Annotated in this window: 26 protein-coding genes and 3 tRNA genes; 12 read left to right on the top strand and 17 right to left on the bottom strand. The window is 69.8% G+C overall.

Annotated features, from left to right (window positions below):
- The first annotated feature begins 2 nt into the window (after positions 1-2).
- Positions 3-206, top strand: a complete 204-nt coding sequence (locus AB0B45_RS06720; RefSeq protein ID WP_358126424.1) for a hypothetical protein — start codon at positions 3-5, stop codon at positions 204-206.
- Positions 207-268: 62 nt separating this feature from the next.
- On the opposite strand, the gene AB0B45_RS06715 is transcribed toward AB0B45_RS06720, so the two are convergent.
- From AB0B45_RS06715 to leuC, 4 genes are all read right to left on the bottom strand, one after another.
- Complete coding sequence (locus AB0B45_RS06715; RefSeq protein WP_358126422.1) at positions 269-568, bottom strand: HU family DNA-binding protein; 300 nt, start codon at positions 566-568, stop codon at positions 269-271.
- Between the two features lie 102 nt (positions 569-670).
- The gene (locus AB0B45_RS06710) at positions 671-910 is read right to left on the bottom strand and encodes a hypothetical protein (RefSeq protein ID WP_358126419.1); all 240 of its coding nucleotides are present in this window, start codon (positions 908-910) and stop codon (positions 671-673) included.
- Positions 889-1,476 carry a 3-isopropylmalate dehydratase small subunit gene (gene leuD / locus AB0B45_RS06705; protein ID WP_358126416.1) on the bottom strand — a complete coding sequence of 196 codons (588 nt, stop codon included), beginning with the start codon at positions 1,474-1,476 and terminating at the stop codon, positions 889-891. The genes AB0B45_RS06710 and leuD overlap by 22 nt, the downstream gene beginning before the upstream one ends.
- A 35-nt stretch (positions 1,477-1,511) precedes the next feature.
- Positions 1,512-2,897: a 3-isopropylmalate dehydratase large subunit gene (gene leuC, locus AB0B45_RS06700; protein ID WP_358126413.1), complete on the bottom strand. Its 1,386-nt coding sequence runs from the start codon at positions 2,895-2,897 to the stop codon at positions 1,512-1,514.
- Between the two features lie 65 nt (positions 2,898-2,962).
- Here leuC and AB0B45_RS06695 point away from each other — a divergent pair, with 65 nt between their 5' ends.
- Both AB0B45_RS06695 and AB0B45_RS06690 read left to right on the top strand, forming a co-directional pair.
- Entirely contained in the window at positions 2,963-3,679 is a 717-nt protein-coding gene (locus tag AB0B45_RS06695) for an IclR family transcriptional regulator (RefSeq protein ID WP_358126411.1), read from the top strand.
- A 180-nt stretch (positions 3,680-3,859) separates the two neighbouring features.
- Positions 3,860-5,581: a hypothetical protein gene (locus tag AB0B45_RS06690; protein WP_358126409.1), complete on the top strand. Its 1,722-nt coding sequence runs from the start codon at positions 3,860-3,862 to the stop codon at positions 5,579-5,581.
- A gap of 51 nt (positions 5,582-5,632) precedes the next feature.
- On the opposite strand, the gene AB0B45_RS06685 is transcribed toward AB0B45_RS06690, so the two are convergent.
- The 5 genes from AB0B45_RS06685 to AB0B45_RS06665 form a co-directional block, all read right to left on the bottom strand.
- Entirely contained in the window at positions 5,633-7,996 is a 2,364-nt protein-coding gene (locus AB0B45_RS06685; RefSeq protein ID WP_358126406.1) for an arylsulfatase, read from the bottom strand.
- 144 nt (positions 7,997-8,140) lie between these two features.
- Entirely contained in the window at positions 8,141-8,503 is a 363-nt protein-coding gene (locus AB0B45_RS06680) for a hypothetical protein (RefSeq protein WP_358126403.1), read from the bottom strand.
- Positions 8,500-9,045, bottom strand: coding sequence for a MarR family transcriptional regulator (locus AB0B45_RS06675; protein WP_358126400.1), 546 nt, complete (start codon positions 9,043-9,045; stop codon positions 8,500-8,502). The genes AB0B45_RS06680 and AB0B45_RS06675 overlap by 4 nt, the downstream gene beginning before the upstream one ends.
- 14 nt (positions 9,046-9,059) lie before the next feature.
- Entirely contained in the window at positions 9,060-9,374 is a 315-nt protein-coding gene (locus tag AB0B45_RS06670; protein ID WP_358126396.1) for a hypothetical protein, read from the bottom strand.
- Positions 9,371-9,751: a hypothetical protein gene (locus AB0B45_RS06665; RefSeq protein WP_358126394.1), complete on the bottom strand. Its 381-nt coding sequence runs from the start codon at positions 9,749-9,751 to the stop codon at positions 9,371-9,373. The genes AB0B45_RS06670 and AB0B45_RS06665 overlap by 4 nt, the downstream gene beginning before the upstream one ends.
- A 236-nt stretch (positions 9,752-9,987) precedes the next feature.
- Here AB0B45_RS06665 and AB0B45_RS06660 point away from each other — a divergent pair, with 236 nt between their 5' ends.
- Entirely contained in the window at positions 9,988-11,355 is a 1,368-nt protein-coding gene (locus AB0B45_RS06660) for a serine hydrolase domain-containing protein (protein ID WP_358126391.1), read from the top strand.
- On the opposite strand, the gene AB0B45_RS06655 is transcribed toward AB0B45_RS06660, so the two are convergent.
- The 5 genes from AB0B45_RS06655 to AB0B45_RS06635 all read right to left on the bottom strand — a co-directional run bounded on the left by AB0B45_RS06655 (position 11,345) and on the right by AB0B45_RS06635 (position 13,554).
- A complete protein-coding gene (locus AB0B45_RS06655) occupies positions 11,345-11,977 on the bottom strand; it encodes a response regulator transcription factor (protein ID WP_358126388.1) in 633 nt (210 codons plus the stop codon). The two genes, AB0B45_RS06660 and AB0B45_RS06655, sit on opposite strands and share 11 nt — an antisense overlap.
- Positions 11,968-13,083, bottom strand: a complete 1,116-nt coding sequence (locus tag AB0B45_RS06650) for an ATP-binding protein (RefSeq protein ID WP_358126385.1) — start codon at positions 13,081-13,083, stop codon at positions 11,968-11,970. Before AB0B45_RS06650 ends, AB0B45_RS06655 begins: the two co-directional genes overlap by 10 nt.
- Before the next feature lie 84 nt (positions 13,084-13,167).
- A tRNA-Glu gene (locus AB0B45_RS06645) sits at positions 13,168-13,240 on the bottom strand.
- A 17-nt stretch (positions 13,241-13,257) separates the two neighbouring features.
- Positions 13,258-13,333 (bottom strand) — tRNA-Glu (locus AB0B45_RS06640).
- A gap of 149 nt (positions 13,334-13,482) precedes the next feature.
- Positions 13,483-13,554 (bottom strand) — tRNA-Gln (locus AB0B45_RS06635).
- 158 nt (positions 13,555-13,712) lie between these two features.
- On the opposite strand from AB0B45_RS06635, the gene AB0B45_RS06630 reads away from it, so the two are divergent.
- Positions 13,713-15,680 (top strand): M3 family metallopeptidase, encoded by a 1,968-nt coding sequence (locus AB0B45_RS06630; RefSeq protein ID WP_358126382.1) that lies wholly within the window; start codon positions 13,713-13,715, stop codon positions 15,678-15,680.
- A gap of 19 nt (positions 15,681-15,699) precedes the next feature.
- Here AB0B45_RS06630 and AB0B45_RS06625 read toward each other — a convergent pair whose 3' ends face one another.
- Positions 15,700-16,251, bottom strand: a complete 552-nt coding sequence (locus tag AB0B45_RS06625) for a PadR family transcriptional regulator (protein ID WP_358126379.1) — start codon at positions 16,249-16,251, stop codon at positions 15,700-15,702.
- A 55-nt stretch (positions 16,252-16,306) separates the two neighbouring features.
- Between AB0B45_RS06625 and AB0B45_RS06620 the strand changes: the two genes are divergently transcribed.
- Complete coding sequence (locus AB0B45_RS06620; RefSeq protein ID WP_358126375.1) at positions 16,307-17,569, top strand: MATE family efflux transporter; 1,263 nt, start codon at positions 16,307-16,309, stop codon at positions 17,567-17,569.
- Here AB0B45_RS06620 and gltX read toward each other — a convergent pair.
- Both gltX and AB0B45_RS06610 read right to left on the bottom strand, forming a co-directional pair.
- On the bottom strand, positions 17,463-18,830 hold the full coding sequence (gene gltX, locus AB0B45_RS06615; protein ID WP_358127550.1) for a glutamate--tRNA ligase: 1,368 nt from the start codon (positions 18,828-18,830) through the stop codon (positions 17,463-17,465). The two genes, AB0B45_RS06620 and gltX, sit on opposite strands and share 107 nt — an antisense overlap.
- A 28-nt stretch (positions 18,831-18,858) precedes the next feature.
- Positions 18,859-19,623, bottom strand: coding sequence for a fumarylacetoacetate hydrolase family protein (locus tag AB0B45_RS06610; protein ID WP_358126372.1), 765 nt, complete (start codon positions 19,621-19,623; stop codon positions 18,859-18,861).
- A gap of 127 nt (positions 19,624-19,750) precedes the next feature.
- Between AB0B45_RS06610 and AB0B45_RS06605 the strand changes: the two genes are divergently transcribed.
- Genes AB0B45_RS06605 through AB0B45_RS06580 form a run of 6 tightly spaced genes read left to right on the top strand, consistent with a single transcriptional unit; the run spans position 19,751 to position 22,250 of the window.
- A complete protein-coding gene (locus AB0B45_RS06605; protein ID WP_358126369.1) occupies positions 19,751-20,236 on the top strand; it encodes an Asp23/Gls24 family envelope stress response protein in 486 nt (161 codons plus the stop codon).
- Positions 20,233-20,511 carry a hypothetical protein gene (locus AB0B45_RS06600; protein ID WP_358126367.1) on the top strand — a complete coding sequence of 93 codons (279 nt, stop codon included), beginning with the start codon at positions 20,233-20,235 and terminating at the stop codon, positions 20,509-20,511. The genes AB0B45_RS06605 and AB0B45_RS06600 overlap by 4 nt, the downstream gene beginning before the upstream one ends.
- Complete coding sequence (locus AB0B45_RS06595; protein ID WP_358126365.1) at positions 20,508-20,696, top strand: hypothetical protein; 189 nt, start codon at positions 20,508-20,510, stop codon at positions 20,694-20,696. Before AB0B45_RS06600 ends, AB0B45_RS06595 begins: the two co-directional genes overlap by 4 nt.
- Entirely contained in the window at positions 20,693-21,028 is a 336-nt protein-coding gene (locus AB0B45_RS06590; protein WP_358126363.1) for an Asp23/Gls24 family envelope stress response protein, read from the top strand. The genes AB0B45_RS06595 and AB0B45_RS06590 overlap by 4 nt, the downstream gene beginning before the upstream one ends.
- On the top strand, positions 21,025-21,672 hold the full coding sequence (locus tag AB0B45_RS06585) for a DUF6286 domain-containing protein (RefSeq protein ID WP_358126360.1): 648 nt from the start codon (positions 21,025-21,027) through the stop codon (positions 21,670-21,672). The genes AB0B45_RS06590 and AB0B45_RS06585 overlap by 4 nt, the downstream gene beginning before the upstream one ends.
- Positions 21,669-22,250: a hypothetical protein gene (locus AB0B45_RS06580; RefSeq protein WP_358126357.1), complete on the top strand. Its 582-nt coding sequence runs from the start codon at positions 21,669-21,671 to the stop codon at positions 22,248-22,250. Before AB0B45_RS06585 ends, AB0B45_RS06580 begins: the two co-directional genes overlap by 4 nt.
- Positions 22,251-22,263: the final 13 nt, after the last annotated feature.

Raw genomic sequence — 22,263 nt, 5'->3', positions numbered from 1 at the left:
TCGTGCAGGCGACCGTGCGGAGTTTTGATCCGGTGACCCGTTCGGGGTCGGTGTTCCTCGACGACGGGAGCGTGCTGGAGTTCGGCACGCGGGCCTTCGACGCCGGGCCGCTCCGGCTGCTGCGTTCGGGGCAGCGGGTCAATCTCGTCGTTTCCGGAGGCGAGATCGCCTACGTCACGCTGTCGACATTCCCCGTGCCCGACTGAGTGGCCCGCCAATGAAAAACGCCCGGACTCCCTGATCGGGTGTCCGGGCGTTCCACATTGACTTACTTCTTCTTGGCGGCCTTCTTGCCCCCGGCGTTCACCAGCTCCTTGAAGTCCGAGCCTGGACGGAACTTCGGCCCCCAGCTCTCGGCCACCTTGATCTCGGCGCCGGTCGACGGGTTCCTGGCCGTGCGCTGCGGCTTGTGGACCATCTCGAACGCGCCGAAGCCCGTGATCGAGACCTTGTCGCCGCTGGCGACGGCCTTCTGAATCGCTTCGAGAATCGCGTTCACGGCCTCAGTGGCCGTCTTCTTGTCGCCCACCCGGTCCGCGATGGCGTCGACGAGTTCCCGCTTGTTCATGTAGGTTTCGCTCCCCCTGTTACGGCTCGGGGTTCCAGCAGACGAGTCCAACGGTCGAGAAACCCCTTACGGGTTGAATCTAAAGGGGGATTGCGAAAGAACTCAATCACCGGGCGCGTTTTTTTGGGCACCCGGCGTGTCGGAATCGCTGTTCAGGTCGGCCAAGAAGGCCTCCATCCGGGCCGCCGCACGGCCGGGATCACGCTTTGCGAGATCACAGATCGCCAGATATCGGCGCGCGAAACGCTCTCTGTCGGCGGCGGGGAGCATGCGGACGCGGCGGTGCGCTTCACGCAACCGCCGCGCCAGTTCGTCGTCTTCTAGACGGTCGTCGGCAGCCATGGCTGCCGACCATTCTCGTACGAGGTGATGTCGTCGGCGTGACGCAGGGTCAGGCCGATGTCGTCCAGGCCCTCCATCAGGCGCCAGCGGGTGTAGTCGTCGATCTCGAAGGAGACGGCCTCGCCGGCCCAGCGGACCTGCCGCTCGCCCAGGTCGACGGTGACCGCCAGTTGAGGGTCGGCCTCGACGGCCGACTGCAGCGCCTCCACCTTCTCGCCCGGCAGGATGACGGGAAGCAGGCCCATCTTGGTGGAGTTGTTACGGAAGATGTCGCCGAACCTGGCGGCGATCACGACGCGGAAGCCGTATTGCTGCAGCGCCCACACGGCGTGCTCGCGCGAGGAGCCGGTGCCGAAGTCGGGGCCGGACACGAGGATGCCGGCGCCCTCGTAGGCGGGGTCGTTCAGGACGAAGGCGGGGTCCTCGCGCCAGGCGGAGAACAGGCCCTTCTCGAACCCGGTACGGCTGACCTGCTTGAGCCAGACGGCGGGGATGATCTGGTCGGTGTCGACGTTGCTGCGGCGCAGCGGCACCGCCGTACCGGTGTGAGTGGTGAAAGCGTCCATCGTGGATGTCCTTCGGGTCGGGTGGTGAAGCCGGGTTACAGGTCCGCCGGAGCCGTCAGCCTGCCCGTCACCGCGGTGGCGGCGGCGACGGCGGGCGAGACCAGATGGGTGCGGCCACCCTTGCCCTGACGCCCCTCGAAGTTGCGGTTGGAGGTCGAGGCGCTGCGCTCACCGGGAGCGAGCGTGTCGGGGTTCATGCCCAGGCACATCGAGCACCCCGCCTGCCTCCACTCAGCGCCCGCGGCCTTGAACACCTCGTCCAGGCCCTCCTTCTCGGCCTGCAGCTTCACCAGCATCGAACCCGGCACGATCAGCGTGCGGGTCGTGACCTGACGCCCGCGCAGGATGTCGGCCGCGGCCCGCAGGTCCTCGATGCGCCCGTTGGTGCACGAGCCGACGAAGACCGTGTCGACCGCGATCTCGCGCAGCGGGGTGCCGGCCGTCAGGCCCATGTACTCCAGCGCCCGCTCGGCCGCCGACCGCTCCACCGGGTCGGCGAAGGAGTCCGGCGACGGTACGGCGGCGTCCAGCGGCAGCCCCTGCCCCGGGTTGGTGCCCCAGGTGACGAACGGCGTCAGCGTCGTGGCGTCGATCTCGACGACCTTGTCGAAGACGGCGTCGTCGTCGGTCCTGAGCGACTTCCAGTACTCGACGGCCTGGTCCCACGCCTCGCCCTTCGGGGCGTGCTCACGGCCTTCCAGGTAGGCGAACGTCGTCTCGTCCGGCGCGATCATGCCGGCGCGGGCGCCCGCCTCGATGGACATGTTGCAGATCGTCATCCTGCCCTCCATGGAGAGCTTGCGGATGGCCTCACCGCGGTACTCGACGATGTAGCCCTGACCGCCGCCTGTGCCGATCTTCGCGATGATCGCCAGGATCAGGTCCTTGGCCGTGACGCCCACCGGCAGTTCGCCGGCGACCTCGATGGCCATCGTCTTCGGGCGGTAGGCGGGCAGCGTCTGGGTGGCCAGCACGTGCTCGACCTCGGAGGTGCCGATGCCGAAGGCGATGCCGCCGAACGCCCCGTGCGTCGAGGTGTGAGAATCGCCACACACGATCGTCATGCCCGGCTGGGTGAGCCCGAACTGGGGGCCGATGATGTGGACGACGCCCTGGCCCGCGTCGCCCATGGGATGCAGCCTGACGCCGAACTCGGCGGCGTTCTTGCGCAGCGTCTCGACCTGCGTCTTCGAGACGGGGTCGGAGATCGGGCCCAGCACGGTCGGGACGTTGTGGTCCTCGGTGGCGATGGTGAGATCGGGCCTGCGCACCTTGCGCCCTGCCATCCGCAGGCCGTCGAAGGCCTGCGGGCTGGTGACCTCGTGAATGAGGTGCAGGTCGATGAAGAGCAGGTCGGGTTCGCCCTCGGCGCGGCGCACGACGTGCTGCTCCCAGACCTTCTCCGCGAGTGTGCGGCCCATTGATCTCCTCCTTGAGATTTTGCCCCGACTTGCCTTCTCATATGTCGAGACGGCAGTATCGGTGTATGGACAACTCTAGCGGAGTCGGCGTACTGGACAAGGCCGTTCTCGTGCTCAATGCCCTCGAAGCGGGTCCGGCCTCACTCGCCATGTTGGTTCAGGCCACAGGACTGGCCCGCCCCACGGCACACCGGCTGGCCGTCGCGCTGGAGCACCACAGGATCGTCTCGCGTGACACGCAGGGCCGTTTCGTCCTCGGCCCCCGGTTGTCTGAGTTGTCCACCGCGGCAGGCGAGGACCGGCTCCTCGCGGTCGCCGCGCCCGTGTTGACCCAGCTCAGAGATTTGACCGGAGAGAGCGCGCAACTGTACCGGCGCCAGGGGGACGAGCGGGTCTGCGTCGCGGCGGCCGAGCGCGCCAGCGGCCTGCGCGACACCGTTCCCGTGGGTTCGGCGCTGCCGATGACCGCGGGCTCGGCCGCGCAGATACTGCTCGCGTGGGAGGAGCCCGACCGGCTGCACAGGGGTCTGCGCGGGGCGAAGTTCACGGCCGCGACCCTCGCCTCCGTACGGCGGCGCGGCTGGGCCCACAGCGTGGGAGAGCGCGAGCAGGGCGTCGCCAGCGTCTCGGCGGCCATCAGGGGAAACGGCGGCAAGGTGGTCGCGGCCGTCTCGGTATCCGGACCGATCGAGCGCCTGACCCGCACCCCCGGCAGGCTCCACGCCGTGCCCGTCATGGCCGCTGCCGAACGCATCACCGAAGCCATGCGCCGGGCCAACTGACCCCTGCTCGCCGTGCCGGATCACGTCTCTGGATCGAACACGGGAGCGCACCTGCGTGAGCGCACTGGGAGCGGCTGGACGCGCTCCCAGAAGCGCTGTCTCGCATTTCACGACTTTTCGTGATCAGCGCTCCGTGGATTTCATGGGCCGACCGCGGCCAGGGCGCACTAGCCTGAGTGGGTGACAGATCGCATCGAGGTAGCCGCCGATGAGCTGCGTCCCCTGCTCGAAGAGTTCATCGTGTGGGCCCGGGAACACGCCCCGGGCAGCGACCCCGACCTGGTCGGCCCTGCCGCGCTGTGGCACAGGCTCGCCGCCTCCGACGACGTCGGCAGGTGGCGCCGCCCCGACCTCAGGACCGTGCTGCTCGAGCGCATGCCGAAGGTCGTCGAGGACCCCGACGACGCGGCCGACGGGATGATCGGCGCGATGCGCGCCTATCTGACCTTCCTGTCGGACACCGACAAGCTGGCCAAGCGCTCGGACTCCCTCGACGATCTGCTCGAGGAGCTCGACGACCTGGAGGACGACTTCGTCGAGGCCATGGAGGAGCTCATCGACGACGGCGAGGAGGACGTGCACGAGGACAGCGGTGACCTCGGCGACTTCGAACCCTTCGCCGACGAGCTGGCCGACCTGCCCACGATCCGGCTGCGCCCCGACGGGGAGCTGGCCGCGGCGGCGCGTGCCGTACCGCTGATCGCCAAGGCCCGTGACCTCGCGGTCTGGGTCGGCGAGGCGCGCGAGGTGGGCGAGGACAACCTGCTGTCCGACGCCGAGGTGGAGGAGGCGCTGGCCGTCGTCGGCCTGCCCAGGCCGCAGATCGAGGGCCCGCTCGCCGGCGCCGTCCCGCAGCTGTGGAACATCTGGAACCTCGCGGTCGATCTGGAGTTCCTCGAGCCCGACGGCGACGACACGGTCAGCGTCGACGACGAGACCGCCGAGTGGCCCTTCGACGACGACGATGACGTCCTCGACGCCTGGATGCTCGGCCTCCACTCGGTCGACTACGGCGACCCCGAGCTGGAGGACGAGGACCTCACCATGGCGCTCGGCGGCCTCAGCCGCGGGCTGCTGGTCCGCCTGATCCTGGGCGGCGGCTCGCGTGGGCTGGCCGAGCTGCGCGAGGAGCTCGCCGCGGCCGCCACCGACATCGACGAGCTCGGCCCCGACGCCTGGGCCGCCGCTCGCGACCACTACGGTGACCCGCTGGCTCCGGTGCTCGACTGGCTCGTCGGGTACGGCATGCTCACCGTCACCGGCGACGAGGTGGCGCTCACCCCGCTCGGCACCGAAGGCGTCGTCCACCTGGTCGACGACTCCGACATCGAGCTCGACGCCCGCCCCGCGATCGACGCGATGACCGCCCTGGAGCTGCTGGCCTTCAGCGCCGAGCTGCCCGAGGACGAGGCCGACGCGGAGTTCGCGGCCTGGATGGAGCTGCGCGAGCCGGCCGACGCCGCCCGCGAGCTGCTGGAGGCCGCCTCAGAGGACGACACCGACGCGCTGATCAGGGTCCAGGCGGCGAGCGTGGTCGGCACGCTGGGCGAGGACGCCATCCCCGCCTGGCAGGCGGCGCTGAAGGAGCCCTCGCTGCGTCCCTACGCGGCGACGCACCTGACGCAGCTGGAGGTCGAAGGCGCCCCCGAGCCCACCCAGGACGACACCCACTGGCTCATCCTCGACATGTGGACGATCTCCGCGGGTCTCGGGCGGGCCGAGTTCGTGGGCAGCCTGCGGGACATCGGGCCCGATCTGCTCAACAACCTGCTCGAGGTGATCTGGAAGATCCCGCACGCGCACGTCGAGGAGCTGCTGGACCTGATCTCGCAGGTCCACCCGGACAAGCACGTGGCCAAGGCGGCGAAGCGAGCGCTCTTCAAAGCTCGCTCGTCGTCCTGACCCATCCGGTGCCGCCGGGCCGGGCCGCCAGGTCCGGCCCGGCGGCGAGGGCTACTGCCGGGCGATCATCCGGTGGTGGCGGTGTTCCGGGTCCTCCAGGTGGCTGTGGTCGTCCCCGCCGATGTCGATGCGGACGAAGTCGATCGTGCCGGTGAAGGAGTTGCCGGTCTCGGTGTAGTCGGGGCTCACCGGCGAGGCGGTGTCGATGCCGATGTCGAGCGTCTCGTCGGCGGAGAAGAGGTAGGGGGTGGTCGCCTCGATGCGTCCCTCGACGACCTTGGCACCGTCGACGGTGAGCAAGCCGCTGCCGCCCTTGCCGACTCCTCCTCCGTCGTAGGTGAATTCGAGGCGGACGGTGTGCCGTCCAGGGGCGAGCGGCTCGGGTGCCCGCAGGTAGAAGTGCTGCCTGCCGAAGTAGTTGTAGCAGTAGACCGGGCGGCCCTGGTTCAGGTAGAGCGCCCAGCCGCCGAACCGGCCGCCCTGCACGACGATCACGCCATTGGCCCCTCCCTCGGGCACCTCGATCTCCGCGGTGATCGTGTGCGACTTGTTCTTGACGTTGGGCACGGTGTTCTCCAGCAGCTGCGTCATCCCGGCGTAGAGCGTCATCGACGTACGGTCGGCGAGCAGGTCGGGACGGCCCGCTGCCTCGGGATTCATCCGCTCGGCGACGCGATCGTCCAGCGGGAACACCTGGTATTTGGCGGCCTCGATGAGGAACTGCTCCTTCAGCCGGGCCAGCTTGTCCGGCTCCCGCTGGGCGAGGTCTCGGGCCTGCGTCCAGTCCCCGGAGGTGTCGTACAGCTCCCAGACGTCGTCGTCGAAGGAGCACATCGTCTGCGCTCCCGTCTCCCACGGGATGCGATGGCGGGTCACCGCGGTCCAGCCGAGGTGGTAGATGCCGCGGTTGCCGAACATCTCGAAGTACTGGGTCGTGTGCCGCTCGGGCGCGTCGGCGTCGGCGAAGCTGTACCGCATGCTGACACCCTCGATGGGCCGCTGCGCGACGCCGTCGACGGAGTAGGGCTCGGGCAGCCCTGTGATCTCGAGGACCGTCGGCAGGACGTCGATGACGTGGTGCCATTGGTGCCGGACCTCGCCCTTGCCCGCGATGCCGCGGAGCCACTGCACGATCAGGCCGTTGCGGGTGCCGCCATAGTGGGAGGCGACCTGCTTGGTCCACTGGTAGGGCGTGTCCATGGCCAGCGCCCAGCCGACCGGATAGTGCGGGTAGGACTCGGGCCCGCCGAGCGTGCCGAGTCCGGCCATGACGTTCTCGATGGTGTCCTTCATCCCGTTGAGCGCGAACAGCTCGTTGGTCGTGCCGTCCAGCCCGCCTTCGGCGGAGGCGCCGTTGTCGCCGAGCAGGTAGAAGATGAGGGTGTCTTCCAGCACGCCCATCTCGCCCAGCAGGTCCACGAGCCTGCCGACCTGGTGGTCGGTGTGGGCGGCGAAGCCCGCGTAGTTCTCCATGAGCGCGGCGGCCACCTGCTTCTGCTGCTCGGTGAGCCGGTCCCAGTGCGGGATTCCTTCGGGCCATGGGGCCAGTTCCGCCTCCGCCGGGACGACGCCCATCGCCTTCTGCCGTTCGAGCGTCCGCTCCCGCTGCGCGTCCCAGCCGTCGTCGAAGCGGCCCCTGTACGGCTCCCGCCACTCGGGCGCCACATGGTGGGGGGCGTGCACCGCCCCGAAGGACAGGTAGGCGAAGAACGGCTTGTCCGGGGTGAGCGACCGCTGAGCCCGCACCCAGGCGATCGTCTCGTCGACGAGGTCCTCCGACAGGTGGTAGCCCTCCGCGGGCGTGCGTGGGGGTTTCACCGCCTTCGTGCCGTCGAACAGGGTCGGCTCCCACTGGTTGGTCTCGCCGCCGAGGAAGCCGTAGAACTTCTCGAACCCGTCGCCGACCGGCCAGCGGTCGAACGGTCCCGAGGGGCTGGTCTCCCATGCGGGTGTCTGGTGCATCTTGCCGAACGCCGCGGTGCCGTACCCGTTGTACTTGAGAATGTGGGCCATGGTCGCGGCGCTGTTGGGGCGGATGCCGTTGTAGCCCGGTGCTGCGGTGGCGAGCTCGGTGATGACGCCCATGCCGACCGAATGGTGGTTGCGGCCGGTGAGCAGGGCCTGCCTGGTCGGGGAGCACAGCGCCGTGGTGTGGAAGCGGCTGTACTTCAGCCCTTGTGCGGCCAGCCGTTCGGCCGTGGGCATGTGGCACGGCCCGCCGAACGCCGAGGAAGCGCCGAACCCCATGTCGTCGATGAGCACGATGAGCACGTTCGGCGGGTTCCCCGGCGGGCGCAGTGCCTGCCTCTTGTCGAAGGCGGGAACCTGGTTCCTGATGTCCTGAGCGGTGAAGCCCAGCCGGGCGACATCGGGGATGGGGAGGTTCCTGCGCCACTCGTCTGGCATGTGGCTCATCGCGCTCTCCCGTCTCTGGTCGGTGAAAGTCACCTCAAGACGGTCTCCCCGACGCCCCTGCCCCTCACGCGAGCACTGGATGAACCATGGCCAACCACAATTAATCTCTTGAATCGCCCCATTCGGTCAATAGGGGCGAATATGTCAGGTCATCAGTCCTGCCATCGCCTGCCACGGGGACGCGTCGAAGATCAGCGTGATCGAGGTGATCCTGCCGTCCTCGTCGAGGCGGAAGTGCTCGGCCGTGTGCTGGGTGCCCGCGGGGGTCGCGGTGTGGACGTCGTAGACGAGCGTGGCCTCCGCCTCGCCGTACAGCTCGCTGATCAGGTCGACGCCCGTCACCACCTGGACGAACTCCGGCAGTCCCGACAGGTGCCCGGCCCGGTCGGCAGAGGTGATGAACGGGCTGCGGAAGCTGAACGGCTCCGCCAGATGGGCGGCGGCCGTGGCCACGTCGCCCCTGAACCTGGCCTCGTGGTAGGCGCGAACCGTCTCCGCGGTGGTCATCGGGCTCCGTTCAGGTGCTGGGCGAGTGCGGTCTGGTTGTCGGCGAGGCGCAGGCACAGGTGGCGTAGCCGGGCGAGGTCGTCGGGGGTGAAGCCCCTGAAGATCGCGGCCATGGCGGCCTGCGTCGGGCGCCGGAAGTTCTCGATCCACTCCTGGCCGGCGGGGGTGATGCCGACCAGCACGGAGCGACGGTCGTGCGGCGCGGGGGCGCGTGCGGCCAGGCCGTCGCGTTCGAGCGTGTCGATCAGTCCTGTGACGTTGCGGGAGCTCACCCCTGCCGCCTGGGCGAGGTCGCCGATGCTGATCCCGTCGGTCGCGGCACTGAGGCGCAGCAGGATGTCCAGGGCCCCCGAGCTCAGCCCTCGGCCCTCGGTGCCGTGGGCGCGCATGCGTTCGATCGCGTTGAAGGCGGTGCGGACGGCGGCGGCGGCTTCCAGGGTGAGGGTGTCGTCGCCGCCGGCGAACCGGGTCATCGCGGTCCTGGCGGCCGGGTCGAACAGGAGGCCCTCCTGGTCGGGCGTGAAGTTATGTACGTCATTCATAATGAAGCAGAACTTTAGTACGTACTTCGATAAATGGGAAGCCCGGGGTTGGAGAGCAGGGCCGCGGCCCAGGCCTGGTATCCCTTGACGGAGGGGTGGAAGCCGTCGGCGGCGAAGAAGCACTCGGCCTCCACCGGCAGCTCGGCGGGGGCGTAGCGCTCGCCGACCACGCGGGCGATCACCTCGTCGAGGGCTCGGGCGCGCAGGCCCATGACGGTGCGGAGCGGCCGGGGAAGGCGGGGGGTGGTGCGGCGCACCCACAGCGCCTGAGCCGCGAGCAGGGGCGCCAGCGGGACGGCCAGCGCGGGCAAGGCCAGGCGGGCGATCACGTGTCCTTCAGGCGGGTGTGCGCCTCGTCCCAGCCCGCGGGCCGCTCGGCGGTCCAGAACTCGAAGGTGGAGCCCGCCATCCGCGTCCGGTACGTGCCGATGATGCCGCGGTGCGGCTGGCTGCGGGCGAAGGTGGACAGTGCCTCGTCGGACGTCCACGCCGACAGGGTCCAGAACGTCCGGCGTAGGGGCGCAGCCTTCAAGGTGGCGCCGACCGCGCCGGGGCTGCGCCTGGCCTGCGCCAGGATCCGCATCGCCTGGATGAGGAAGCCCGGCACGTGAAGGATGCTGCGCAGCTCGAAACGGGAGGCCATGACCTGCACGGACTGCTCGTGGTTCGCGTCGGGCCCGGGAATCCAGGCGGTCGTGATCGCCATTTCGCACCTCTTCTTCATTGGATAGCGACGCTCTCGATTATTGGATAGTAGAACTATCTAGTCAAGTGGCCGAGGGCATCGGTTCCGCGTTCCTCGACGAGCGGACCGCCTGCCGAGAGCCCGGCGCGGCGGGCACCCTGATGGCATGACGGGGCCCGCGCGTGGTGGTTCTCCGTAGGAAACGCGGAGGGATTTCGCAATGGTCCGGGGCGAACGGCGGTCACTAGCGTCGGCGCATGCTCACCACGACCCTTGCCGCGCTCTGCCTCACCGTCCTGCCACCCACGGTGGACATCACCCCCGCCGCCGTCGACGCCTACGTCGAGGACTACCGGGAGAAGACCGGCCTGCCGGGGGTGGCGGTGGCGATCACCAAGGGAACGAAGGTGATCCACGCCGCGGGATACGGGCAGACCGCCTCGGGCGCGCCGGTGACCGCGGACACGCCCATGGCCGTCGCCTCGGTCAGCAAGTCCTTCACCTCACTCGCCGTCATGCAGCTGGTGGAGAAGGGCGCGGTCGAACTCGACCGTCCGGTGCGCGGCTACCTGCCCGAGTTCGAGATGGCCGACCCGAGAGCCGCCGCGATCACCGTCCGCCAGCTGCTCAATCAGACCTCGGGCATGGCCGACACCGCCTTCCACGAGAAGAGCCTTCCCCAGCCCGGCTCGCTCAAGGGCGCGGTGGCGCGGCTCAGGGACGCGGAGCTGGCCGCCGCCCCCGGCACCGCCTTCAGCTACCACAACACGAACTACCAGGTCGCCGCGCGGATGGTGGAGGTGGTGAGCGGCGAGCCGTTCGCCGCCTATCTCAAGGGGCACGTGTTCGACCCGCTCGGCATGCGCCACAGCAGCACGCTCGACACCGAACGCGACCTGCCGGACAGCGCGCGCGGCCATCTGACGGTCCTCGGCCACGCGTTCGCCGTGCCGGAGCCGCCCGGCTTCGGCAACGGGTCAGGCGGCGTGGTCACCAGCGCCGGCGACATGGCCAGGTGGCTGATCGCCCAGGACGAGGGGATCCTGTCCCCCGAGAGCGTCAAGGAGACGCGCACTCCGTCCAAGCAGAACGACTCCTACGCCCTCGGCTGGTCGATCGGCGAGACCGAGCGCGGGACGCCGGTGATCGGGCACGGCGGCGACCTGTTCACCTCGACGGCCGAGCAACTGCTGATGCCGGGGTCCGGCTACGGCATCGCGGTGATGGCCAACACCGGCATGGCCTTCGCCGACAGCTCCGCCCTGCTGGACGGGCTCGTCGCCATGATCGAAGGCGGCACTCCCGAGCCGCCCTCCTCGCCCTACCTCGTCACCGACGTGGTGTTCGCCCTGTTGACGCTGGCGACCCTGGGGCTGGCCGCGCTTGGCGTGGCCCGGTCGCGGCGGTGGGCGGGCCGCCGTACGGGATGGGGACGGTTGTGGGTGCTGCCCTGTCTCGCGCCGCTGGCGCTCTGCGCGGCGATCGCGCCGATCTTCAGGGTGCTGGCCCGCGGAAGCGACATCATGTGGATCCAGGTCGGCTATCTCTATCCGGCCTTCATGCTCTGGCTGGTGACGGCCGCCGCCGCGGGCGTGGTCGTGACCGTCGTGCGGCTCATCCGTTGAGGTAGCGCAGGATCGCCAGGACCCTGCGGCTGTAGCCGGGCGTGTGGGCCAGTCCGAGCTTGTCGAAGATGGCGTTGACGTGCTTCTCGACCGTGCTCTGCGACACGTGCAGCCGTTCGGCGATGGCGGTGTTGACCATGCCGGTGGCCAGGTGTTCGAGCACCGCCCGCTCCCGCTCGGACAGGGTGCTCAGCGGGGCGCGGGCCAGCAGCCGCCTGACCACGTCGGGGTCGAACACCGTGCCGCCCGAGCCGATCCGCTCGAGCGCCTCGAGGAACTCGGCCACCTCCGACACCCTGTCCTTGAGCAGGTAGCCGAGCCCTTCCGATGGTCCGGCCAGCAGTTGGGCGGCCGAGGTCTGCTCCACGTACTGCGACAGCACGAGCACCCCGACGCCCTGCCACCTGTCGCGGATCTCCAGCGCCGCCCGCAGCCCCTCGTCGGTGTGCGAGGGCGGCATGCGCACGTCGATGACCGCCACGTCGGGCCGGTGCTCGGCCACGGCGGCCATGAGCGCGTCGGCGTCGCCCACCGCGGCCGCCACTTCGTGTCCCGCGTCCTGGAGCAGCCTGGCCAGCCCCTCGCGGAGGAGCACGGAGTCGTCGGCGAGGATCAGCCGCACGGCAGCCTCGCCGTCACCGTGGTCGGGCCGCCTTCCGGGCTGTCCACGGCGAGGCTCCCGTCGAGCGCCCGCACCCGCCGCTCCAGCCCCGACAGCCCGCCACTCCCCCGTATGGCGCCGCCCCTGCCGTCGTCGGAGACCGTCACGGCCACCTCCCCCTCCTCCTCGCGCACCTCGACCACGATCATGCCTGCCGCCGCGTGCTTGTTCGCGTTGGTGATGGCCTCCCTGGCGACGAAGTAGACGGCGGTCTCGATCTCCGGCGCCAGGCGCCTCGCGACCGCGTACTCGACGCGCACCGGCACGGCGGAGCGGTCGGCGACCTCCGTCAGCGCCGCCCGCAGCCCCAGCGTGTCGAGCGCGGTGGGGTAGATCTGCCACGCCACGCCGCGCAGCTCGTCCAGCAGCAGCCTGGACTCGGCGTAGGCCTCGTCGACCAGGGCCGGATCGGCCGTGTGCCGCGCGCGGCCCAGCAGCATCGCCAGCGCCACTCCGCGCTGCTGGACCCCGTCGTGCAGGTCGCGCTCGATCCGCCTGCGCTCGTCGTCGACGGCGCGGACGATGCCGGTGCGTGAGGCGGTCAGCTCGGCGATCCTGCGGGCCATCGCCTCGTTCGGGTCGAGGCCGAGGAAGCGGTCGGCGAGGCGGCGTTCCATGCCGATCAGCGCGACGCACCAGCCGGCCGAGAGCGCCAGCACGATCGTCCCGAGGACAAGGCCGTAGGCCCAGCTGCTGCCGATCAGCCGCACGCCAGGGAACTCCAGCGGGACCAGGTCGGCGTCGCCGGCGAGGAGTTGGGCCGCCCCGCCGTACAGGAGGAGGACGGCGACGAACAGACCGGTGGCGGCAAGGTAGCCGCCCGCAAGGCCGAGCAGGCCGCGCAGCACCAGGTAGGCGCGGCCGCCACGGCCGCCGCCAGGGTGCTGGTCGTACCAGGCGGCCAGGCGCGCCCGCTCCAGCCGCACGAGGGCGGCGGTGACCCTTCGGGCGCGCTCGCCGGCGACCGTCCACGCGACGCAGGCCCATCCGAGCCCTGCCAGTCCGGTCGGCATTCCCGCGAGCAGGCCGATCGCCCGTCGCAGAGGCGTCGTGGCCGCTCGTCGCATGAGGCGGAGTCTAGCCAGGTCCCGTGACCGGCCCTCGGACAGCAGAAAGCCCGGACGCCTGTGGACATCCGGGCTCTGTCAGCGTAGTCCCGACCGGATTCGAACCGGCGCTACCGCCTTGAGAGGGCGGCGTCCTGGGCCACTAGACGACGGGACCGAAGCAGCTTGTGACAGTGGTAGTCCCGACCGGATTCGAACCGGCGCTACCGCCTTGAGAGGGCGGCGTCCTGGGCCACTAGACGACGGGACCCTGTCCACAAGCGATGTGCCGGGCTCTCCCCGGCAACGGATGTAACTCTACCGCACCTCGCGGAGCACAACCAAACTCACATGCTTACCCATCCGCAAGGCCACGGAAACGCGAAAACGGATGCCCTTGTACGGACATCCGTTCCACAGCTGGGGTACCAGGACTCGAACCTAGAATAACTGAACCAGAATCAGTCGTGTTGCCAATTACACCATACCCCACCGCGCTCACGACCCCCTTGCGGGTTCCGCTCGCTGGCGACTCCGAAAGAATAGCCCAGGTAGGGGGACAAGGCCAAAACGATTACTCAACCAGCGCGCCCGCGCCCCTCTCATGCCAAGCTGAAGGGGACAAAACACCACGTGGAGGAGCCCTAGCGTTGGCTGAGAACCCGTTCTTCGCATCCAGCAGCCTGCCCTACCAGCTGCCCCCGTTCGAGGAGATCCGCGAGGAGCACTACCTGCCCGCGTTCGAGCGAGGCATGGCCGAGCACCTGGCCGAGGTCGACGCGATCGCGAACAGCACGGAAGACCCCACCTTCGACAACACGATCGCGGCGCTCGAGCGCTCGGGACAGATCCTCAACAGGACCGCGACCGTCTTCTTCAGCATCGCGGCGTCCGACTCGACCGACGGCATCATGGCGATCGAGACCGAGGTGTCCCCCAAGCTGACCAAGCACAGCGACGAGGTCAGGCTCAACCGCGCCCTGTGGGAGCGGGTCAAGCGGGTCGCGACCGAGGACGCCGAAGAGGCGTGGCTGCTGGAGAAGTACCGCGACGACTTCATCCGCGCGGGCGCCGACCTCGGCGAGCAGGAGCAGGCCAGGCTGAGGGAGCTCAACGAGGAGCTGTCGAGGCTCTCCACCGAGTTCTCGCAGAACCTGCTCAAGGCCTCCACGGAGGAGGCCCTGGTCGTGGATGACGCCAAGGAGCTCGACGGCTTCGACGAGGCCAAGATCGAGTCGATCCGCAAGGACGGCAAGTACGTCCTGCCGCTGCTCAACTTCACCAACCAGCCTGGCCTGGCCCAGCTGACCAACAGGGAGACCAGGCGCAGGCTCTACACGCTGAGCGTGGAGCGGGCGCGGCCCAACCTGGAGCTGGCCGTCAGGATGGCGACGCTGCGGGCCGAGCGCGCCGCCCTGCTCGGCTTCCCCAGCCACGCCGCCTACACCGTGGCCGACCAGACGGCCAAGACGGTCGACGCGGTCGAGGAGATGCTCGGGCAGCTCGTGGGGCCCGCCGTACGCAATGCCAAGAAGGAGGCCGAGGCACTCGCCGAGCAGGCCGGCTTCGCCATCGAGCCCTGGGACTGGTCGTTCTACGCCGAGAAGGTGCGCGAGGCGCGCTACGACTTCGACGCCGACGCGATGCGCCCCTACTTCGAACTGAACAGGGTCTTCAAGGACGGCGTCTTCCACGCCGCGACACAGCTGTACGGCGTGACCTTCACCGAGCGGCCCGATCTCAAGGGCTATCACGCGGATGTGACCGTCTTCGAGGTGTTCAACGAGGACGGCTCGGCGCTCGGGCTGTTCCTGCTGGACCCCTACGCCAGGCCGACCAAGCGCGGCGGCGCGTGGATGAACAACCTCGTCGACCAGTCCTACCTGTTCGGCGACAAGCCGGTGGTGATGAACAACCTCAACATCACCAAGCCGGCGAGCGGCCCGACGCTGCTCACCTACGACGAGGTCAACACCGCCTTCCACGAGTTCGGCCACGCGCTGCACGGCCTGTTCTCCGAGGCGCGCTACCCGCGGGTGTCGGGCACCAACGTGCCGCGCGACTTCGTGGAGTACCCCTCGCAGGTCAACGAGATGTGGACGACCTGGCCCGAGATCCTGGCCAACTACGCCAAGCACCACGAGAGCGGCGAGCCCATGCCCGCCGAGCTGGTGGAGAAGATGAGGGCCGCGGAGAAGTTCAACCAGGGCTTCATGACGGTGGAGTACCTCGCGGCGACGCTGCTCGACTGGGCGTGGCACAAGCTGGCGGCGGGCGAGAGCGTCGAGGACGCCGAGGCGTTCGAGGCGGCGGCGCTGGAGGCGGCCCAGATCGCCTTCCCGCTGGTCAGGCCGCGCTACCGGACAAACTACTTCGCCCACATCTTCTCGGGCGGCTACAGCGCCGGCTACTACTCCTACATCTGGAGCGAGGTGCTCGACGCCGAGAGCGTGGAGTGGTTCAAGGAGAACGGCGGGCTCAAGCGCGAGAACGGCGACCACTTCCGCAAGGAGCTGCTGTCGCGCGGCGGCGGCATGGACCCGCTGACCGCCTTCCGCAACTTCCGCGGGCGCGACCCGCGCATCGAGCCCCTGCTCAAGCGCCGCGGCCTCGACTAGACGCACTCGGCCTCCGTGGTCAGCGCACCTGGGCCGCGGACAGCTCCGCGATGGTCTCCTCCAGCCACTGGCGCTCCGCCGCGCCGGTGGCTCGGGCGATCAGCAGCATGCCGCGGTGGAACGGGTCGGGGGTGTCCTCGGCCCGCAGCGGCCTGCCCCCCTCGTAGAAGAAGCTCGTGGGCGCCTCCAGGAAGGCCAGGCGGCTGCGCAGCACCTCGGCCTGGAGTGACGGGTCCCCCAGCGCCGACAGGAACGTCAGGAGCGCGAAGAAGCGCGTCTGGTCGCTGATGTCCAGCTCGGACGGCTCCCGCAGCCGCCGCAGCAGCTCTTCCCGCCCTTCGGCGGTGATGGTGAGCACCTGCCTGCGCGCCGCGGCCACGCCCTCCTCCTCGTGACGCTCCAGCAGCCCCTTGGCCGCCATCCTCGCGATCGCCGGATAGAGCGCGCCGTCGCTGACGGGGCGCAGGTGCCCGCTCAGCTCGGTCAGCCGGGCCTTGAGCTCGTAGCCGTGCATCGGCCGCTGGTTGAGGAATCCCAGGATCATCAACGTCAGATCCCCGCCACTTGCCATGGACGCATCGTATCGCTATACATCTAATCGAGATATAGCGAATCGAGGCATAACCATGATCCGTCTCGCTCTCCCCATCTACGTGGAGCTGCTCACCGCCGTCGTCGCGGTGAGCGTCATCGACCTGCTGTGGGTCTCGGGCCTCGGCGACGCCGCCATCGCGGCCGTGACAGTGGCCACCACCACCGAGTACTTCGCCTACGGGCTGATCCTTGCCCCCGTCACCGGCGTCACCGTCCTGGTCGGCCGCAGAGACGGCAAGGCCCCCATCGCCCCGCTGATCAGGTCGGGATGGCGGCTGTGGCTGGCGGGCTCGGCCGCGATCGCGATCCCAGGCCTGCTGCTGCGCGAGCAGCTGGCAGGGCTGCTCACCGCCGACGCCGCGTCGGCCGCGCTGGCCGCCGACTTCTTCCTGATCTCGATGGCGGGCCTGCCGATCTACTTCGCGCAGTCGATGGCCGACGGCGTGGTCAAGGGCCTCGGCAACACCAGGATCCCGATGCGCAACGCGCTGATCTGCAACGCCCTGGTCATCGTGCTTGACCCGGTGTTCATCTACGGCCTGGGCATGGGCGTGCGGGGCGCCGCGCTGGCCACCGTGCTCGCCCGCGCCGTCACGCTGGCCGTCTCCCTGCGGACGCTGGCGCGGCTGGCGCCCCGCGACGCCGACGGCCGCGAAGGCGTAGGAGAGATCATCAGGACCGGCCTGCCGATGTCAGGCGACTTCCTGGCCCGCGCACTGGTCGGCCTGCTGCTCATCGAGCTCGTCGCCAGGTACGGCGTGGCCGCCCAGGCGGGCTACGGCATCGGCATGAAGATCATGCTGGCGGGCGTGATGGCGTTCTACGCGCTCAGGCAGGCCGCCATGATCCGGACGGCCCGCTCGGAGGAGACGGGCTCGCCGCTCAGGACGGGCCTCGTGGCAGGTGCGCTGGTGGCGCTGGCGCTCAACCTCGTGGCCGAGCCTGCCGCGGCCCTGTTCACCGACGATGCGGCCGCGGCGGTGAGCTTCCTGCGCTGGATGACGCTCTACCTGGTCCCCTTCGGGGGCCTCATCGCGGCGGGCGGGGTGGCCCAGGCGAGCGGAAGGGGCAGCCGACTGCTCGCCGCCACACTGGCGGGCTTCGCCGTACAGCTGCCCCTCGCCTATCTGCTGAGCTCGTGGCTCGGCCTCACAGGGGTCTGGCTCGCCATGGCGGCCGGGACCACGCTCAGCCTCGCAGTCGCTCCAGTGCGGCGCGCAGGCGCTCGCGCGAGCGCTCCCGCCCCAGCACCTCGATCGACTCGAACAGCGGCAGGCCCACCGTCCGGCCGGTGATCGCCACCCGCACCGGCGCCTGGGTCTTGCTGAGCTTGAGCCCGCCGAGGGAGGCGCCGACGTCCTCCAGCGCCTCCTTGAGCGACTCGGGGTCCCAGCTGACCGTCTCCAGCCGCTCCAGGTAGCCCTGGATGATCTCGGGAGCGTTCGCCTTCATTGCCTTGTCCCACGAGGCCTGGTCGAAGACCGGCTCGTCGACGAACAGGAAGTCGACGTTCTGCGTGATCTCCGACAGCACGGCGACGCGGGTCTGGGCCAGCACCGCGACCTTGCTGAACGCCTCGGTGTCCCACGAGGGGTCGAGGTAGGGCCGGCAGCGCTCCTCGAAGGTCTCCAGCGGCAGGGCCCTGATGTACTCGCCGTTGAAGGCGCGCAGCTTCTTCTCGTCGAAGAAGGCGCTGGCGGAGTTGACGTCCTCGAGGCGGAACCTGGGCACCATCTCCGACCACGGCATGATCTCGCGGTCCTCGCCGGTGCCCCAGCCGAGCAGCATGAGGTAGTTGACCATGGCCTCGGCCAGGTAGCCCTCGTCGCGGTAGGACTCCAGCGCCACCTTGTCGCGCCGCTTGGACAGCTTCTTGCGCTGCTCGTTGACGATCACCGGCAGGTGCGCCCACACCGGCGGCCTGGCCCCGAGCGCGGGCCACAGCAGCATCTGCTTGGCCGCGTTGCCCAGGTGCTCCTCGCCCCGCACGACGTGGGTGATGTTCTGGGTGATGTCGTCGACCGCGTTGGCGATCACGTAGAGCGGCGAGCCGTCGGTGCGCGCGATGACGAAGTCCTCCTGCGCGCTGTTGGGGAACTCGACGTGACCGCGGATGATGTCCTCGACGACGGTGACGCCCTCGTCGGGCGTGCGGAAGCGGACCGCGCCCGAGGCCAGGCCGCGCTCGCGGCAGAAGCCGTCGTAGCCCTTGTGCTCCGAGCCCGTGCGCGCCACCAGATCGTCGCGGGTGCAGTCGCAGTAGTAGGCCTTGCCGTCGGCCAGCAGCTTGGCGACGGCCTCCCTGTGCTGCGGCTCGAACGCCGACTGGAAGTAGGGGCCCTCGAAGACCGGGTTGGTGCCGTTGATGCCGATCCAGTCGAGCGCCGAGATGATGCCCTCGGTCCACTCGGGGCGGTTGCGCGAGGCATCGGTGTCCTCGATGCGCAGCACGAACCTGCCGCCGGACTGCTCGGCCAGCGCCCAGTTGAACAGCGCCGTGCGTGCGCCGCCGACGTGGAACATGCCAGTCGGAGACGGGGCGAAGCGCACCCGCATGTCTGGCTGGGGAGCCTGCGACGATACGTCAGTCACGAGAGACCACCTTGTTCGTCAGTGTGCCGATGCCCTCGATGCCCACGCTGACCTCGTCGCCGATCTCCAGCGGGCCCACGCCCGCGGGGGTGCCGGTCAGGATGACATCGCCGGGAATCAGCGTCATGACCGCGCTGACGTAGGCCACCAGCGCGGGGATGTCGTTGATGAGCTGGGAGGTGCGACCGCTCTGCCTGATCTCGCCGTTCACCGTGGTGGTCAGCGCCAGGTCGGAGGCGTCGAGGTCGGTCTGGATCCACGGCCCGATGGGGCAGAAGGTGTCGAACCCCTTCGCCCTGGTGAACTGCACGTCCTTCTTCTGCAGATCGCGTGCGGTGACGTCGTTGGCGCAGGTGTAGCCGAAGATGACGTCCTTGACCCGTTCGACGGGCACCTCGCGGCAGAGCCTGCCGATCACCACGGCCAGCTCGCCCTCGAAGTCGACGCGTTGCGACTGGGCGGTCGGGTAGACGATCGCGTCGCCGTGGCCGATGACGGAGGTGGACGGCTTCATGAAGATGAGCGGCTCTTCGGGCACCTCGTTGCCGAGCTCCTTGGCGTGCTCGGCGTAGTTCCGGCCAATGGCGATGATCTTGCTGGGCAGCATCGGGGCCAGCAGCCGCACCTCGGCCAGCGGGTAGCGCTCGCCGGTGAACTGGATCTGGTTGAACGGATGCCCGGCGATCGCCGAGACGACATCGCCTTCGACCACGCCGAAGACGACCTCGTCGCCTGTGGAGAACCTCGCTATACGCACATGACAAGGCTAGTGCCGTCCGCCCCATGCCTCGGCGACTCCATTAATCACCAAAACCCCCTTTAAGCCGCGAATGCCCCGAAATTACAGGGCAACAGGGTGAGAGATGCTTCAACAGCGGGGGTGAATGATCGTGTCAGACACGATGCCCAGAGACACCGGGGGCTCGGCGACCACCGTTCCGCGAGCGAGAACGCAGGGCGCCTCATCCCTGGTCACCGAACAGGGCAGGACGACCATCGCCGACGGCGTGGTCTCGAAGATCGCCGGACTCGCCGCGCGCGAGGTCGAGGGCGTGTACGACATGGGCGGGGGCACGGCGCGCGCGCTCGGCGCCATGCGAGGCATGGTCGGTGGCGACAAGAGCGTCGCCCAGGGCGTGCAGGTCGAGGTGGGCGAGCGACAGGCCGCCGTCGACCTCGACCTCGTCGTGGAGTACGGCGCGGCCATCCCCGACCTGGCGGGCGCGGTGCGCAGAAACGTGATCGTCGCCATCGAGCGCATGACAGGACTCGAGGTGACCGAGGTGAACGTCAGCGTCAACGACGTCCACCTGCCCGAGTCTCCCAGGAGCCGCGAGGACGCGGGCCCGAGGGAGTCGAGAGTCCAATGACCGATGACGGGCTGGCTCACGCCATCGCCGAGCGGGTGCGCAACTGCCCGGGAGTGGCGGCGCTCTCGGGCGGCCCGTACGGCACCGTGGCGACGTACCTGCCGGGCGCACGGCTCCATGGAGTGGCCGTCCGCGACGACGAGGTGGAGATCGCCATCATCGCCCGCGGCGGCCGCCCCGTCTACATCACCGCCGACGAGGTGCGCGCGGCCATTGCGCCGCTGGTCGGCGGCCGTCCCGTGAACGTGACGATCGACGACCTGGAGGACTCATGAACACCATCCCTTCGCTGCCGGTCGTCGGCATGGCCGTCGGCATCGCCCTGGGCTTCGCCGCCGCGTTCGGCGGGCTGGGGGCGTTCTTGCTGGTCCTCGTGCTGGGCGCCCTCGGCCTGCTGATCGGGCGCATCGCCGAGACCGGCCAGATCGACCTGTCGAACTTCACCTCGAGGCGACGATGACCGCGGCGTCCGCCGTCATCATCCCCGCCCAGCGCGTCCCCGCCGAACAGCGGGGCCGTACCCGTATCGGGGCCAGGGTCGTCTCCGCCATCGCCCTGCAGGCTGCGGGCGAGGTCGGCAGGGTGCGCGCGGTGGCGGGGCACCCGCCCGTGGCCAGGGTCGACGGCGACCTGACCACGATCAAGCTGGACGTGGCGCTCGACTACCCCTCGCCCGTCCACTCCATAGCCGCGGAGATCAGGGGACACGTCGCGCGCAGGGTGCTCGAGCTGACCGGCCTCGAGGTCGCCCAGGTCGACGTGCGTGTGACGCGCCTGGAGGTGAGGTCATGACACTGCGGGCGGCGCCGGGGGAGAGCGGGAATCCGATGGCGCCGGCTCAGGCGACGGCACCGGGCGCGGTGCCCGTCGCGCCGCCCTATCCCACCGCCGACAGGGCCGCGCGCAGGGCGTTCAGGCCGCGCAGGGTGATCTCCGCGACGGTGGCCGCGCTGGCGCTGGTGGGGATCGGGTTCGTGGCGGCCGTCGAGATCGTCTCGACGCTCGTGCGAAGGCCGGTGCACTGGCTTCCCCACGACCGGCTGCTCTCGTGGGCCACGACGACGCGCTGGGACTCCCCCGAGGTGCTCGCCGGCGGGGCCCTGCTCGTGCTCGCCGGGCTCGTGCTGCTGGTACTGGCCCTGCACGCGGGGCGCTGCCGCACGGTGCCGGTGCGCACCGGCGATCCCGACCTGGTCATCGGGCTGCGCCCGAAGGGCTTCGCCACGGCGCTCGCACACGCGGCGGAAGAGGTGCCCGGCGTCCACTCGGCCAAGGCAACGGTACGGCGGGGCAGGGTCAGCGTGATCGCCCGCGCGTCGGGCTGGGACGACGACAGGCTCTCCGAGGCGGTACGGCACGCGGTCTCCGCCAGGCTCGAGGCGCTCTCCCCGGTCGCCGACCACCGGGTGTCGGTCGCGATGAAGGAACGGCGATGAGCACCGGACGCGCCAACCGCGCGGGACTGGCGATCCTCGGCCTGCTGCTGGTCGTCGGCGGCGGACTGGTGCTGGCCAGGGGGCTGCGCGCCTTCCCGCAGAACTGGGCGCCCGCGGGCGTGCCACTGGTCGACCAGCCCGTCACCGACTTCTTCGCGACGTTCTCACCGTGGATCTGGTGGGCTTTCGCCGTGCTCGCGGTGATCGTGGCGCTGGTGGGGCTGCGCTGGCTGGTGGCGCAGGGCCGTACGGAGACGATGGGAGAGATCAGGGTGGGCAGCGGCCCGGACGGGCAGACCACGGTCGACTCTCAGGCGGTGGCGAGCGCCGCCTCGGCCGAGCTGTCCGCGCTGCCCGCGGTGCGGACGGCGAACGCGAGGCTGGCGGGAGACGGGGACCAGCTCCTGTTGCGGCTACGGGTGGCGGCCGACGACAGGGTGCCGATCAGCGTGCTGCGGCACCAGCTGACGACGGTGACCGTGCCGCACCTGCAGCAGGCGCTGGGCGCCGACAGGCTGCAGACGGTCGCGCGGGTCGAGCTGGAAAGGGCCGCCCCGCAGAAGAGGGTGCTGCAATGACGAAGCGGGGCCC

The organism is Nonomuraea sp. NPDC049152, assembly GCF_040648355.1.
Lineage (GTDB): Bacteria > Actinomycetota > Actinomycetes > Streptosporangiales > Streptosporangiaceae > Nonomuraea.
This window is presented reverse-complemented; position numbering and strand designations above follow the sequence as displayed.

Excerpts from the sequence above, each read along its gene's own strand:
- leuD (WP_358126416.1), bottom strand. The coding sequence starts at position 1,476 with ATGGACGCTTTCACCACTCACACCGGTACGGCGGTGCCGCTGCGCCGC.
- AB0B45_RS06695 (WP_358126411.1), top strand. The coding sequence starts at position 2,963 with ATGGACAACTCTAGCGGAGTCGGCGTACTGGACAAGGCCGTTCTCGTG.
- gltX (WP_358127550.1), bottom strand. The coding sequence starts at position 18,830 with ATGCGGGTGCGCTTCGCCCCGTCTCCGACTGGCATGTTCCACGTCGGC.
- AB0B45_RS06625 (WP_358126379.1), bottom strand. The coding sequence starts at position 16,251 with ATGGCAAGTGGCGGGGATCTGACGTTGATGATCCTGGGATTCCTCAAC.
- AB0B45_RS06620 (WP_358126375.1), top strand. The coding sequence starts at position 16,307 with ATGATCCGTCTCGCTCTCCCCATCTACGTGGAGCTGCTCACCGCCGTC.
- AB0B45_RS06685 (WP_358126406.1), bottom strand. The coding sequence starts at position 7,996 with ATGAGCCACATGCCAGACGAGTGGCGCAGGAACCTCCCCATCCCCGAT.
- AB0B45_RS06660 (WP_358126391.1), top strand. The coding sequence starts at position 9,988 with ATGCTCACCACGACCCTTGCCGCGCTCTGCCTCACCGTCCTGCCACCC.
- AB0B45_RS06585 (WP_358126360.1), top strand. The coding sequence starts at position 21,025 with ATGACACTGCGGGCGGCGCCGGGGGAGAGCGGGAATCCGATGGCGCCG.
- AB0B45_RS06580 (WP_358126357.1), top strand. The coding sequence starts at position 21,669 with ATGAGCACCGGACGCGCCAACCGCGCGGGACTGGCGATCCTCGGCCTG.
- AB0B45_RS06680 (WP_358126403.1), bottom strand. The coding sequence starts at position 8,503 with ATGACCACCGCGGAGACGGTTCGCGCCTACCACGAGGCCAGGTTCAGG.
- AB0B45_RS06605 (WP_358126369.1), top strand. The coding sequence starts at position 19,751 with ATGATCGTGTCAGACACGATGCCCAGAGACACCGGGGGCTCGGCGACC.
- AB0B45_RS06715 (WP_358126422.1), bottom strand. The coding sequence starts at position 568 with ATGAACAAGCGGGAACTCGTCGACGCCATCGCGGACCGGGTGGGCGAC.
- AB0B45_RS06595 (WP_358126365.1), top strand. The coding sequence starts at position 20,508 with ATGAACACCATCCCTTCGCTGCCGGTCGTCGGCATGGCCGTCGGCATC.
- leuC (WP_358126413.1), bottom strand. The coding sequence starts at position 2,897 with ATGGGCCGCACACTCGCGGAGAAGGTCTGGGAGCAGCACGTCGTGCGC.
- AB0B45_RS06590 (WP_358126363.1), top strand. The coding sequence starts at position 20,693 with ATGACCGCGGCGTCCGCCGTCATCATCCCCGCCCAGCGCGTCCCCGCC.
- AB0B45_RS06710 (WP_358126419.1), bottom strand. The coding sequence starts at position 910 with ATGGCTGCCGACGACCGTCTAGAAGACGACGAACTGGCGCGGCGGTTG.
- AB0B45_RS06650 (WP_358126385.1), bottom strand. The coding sequence starts at position 13,083 with ATGCGACGAGCGGCCACGACGCCTCTGCGACGGGCGATCGGCCTGCTC.
- AB0B45_RS06675 (WP_358126400.1), bottom strand. The coding sequence starts at position 9,045 with ATGAATGACGTACATAACTTCACGCCCGACCAGGAGGGCCTCCTGTTC.
- AB0B45_RS06600 (WP_358126367.1), top strand. The coding sequence starts at position 20,233 with ATGACCGATGACGGGCTGGCTCACGCCATCGCCGAGCGGGTGCGCAAC.
- AB0B45_RS06665 (WP_358126394.1), bottom strand. The coding sequence starts at position 9,751 with ATGGCGATCACGACCGCCTGGATTCCCGGGCCCGACGCGAACCACGAG.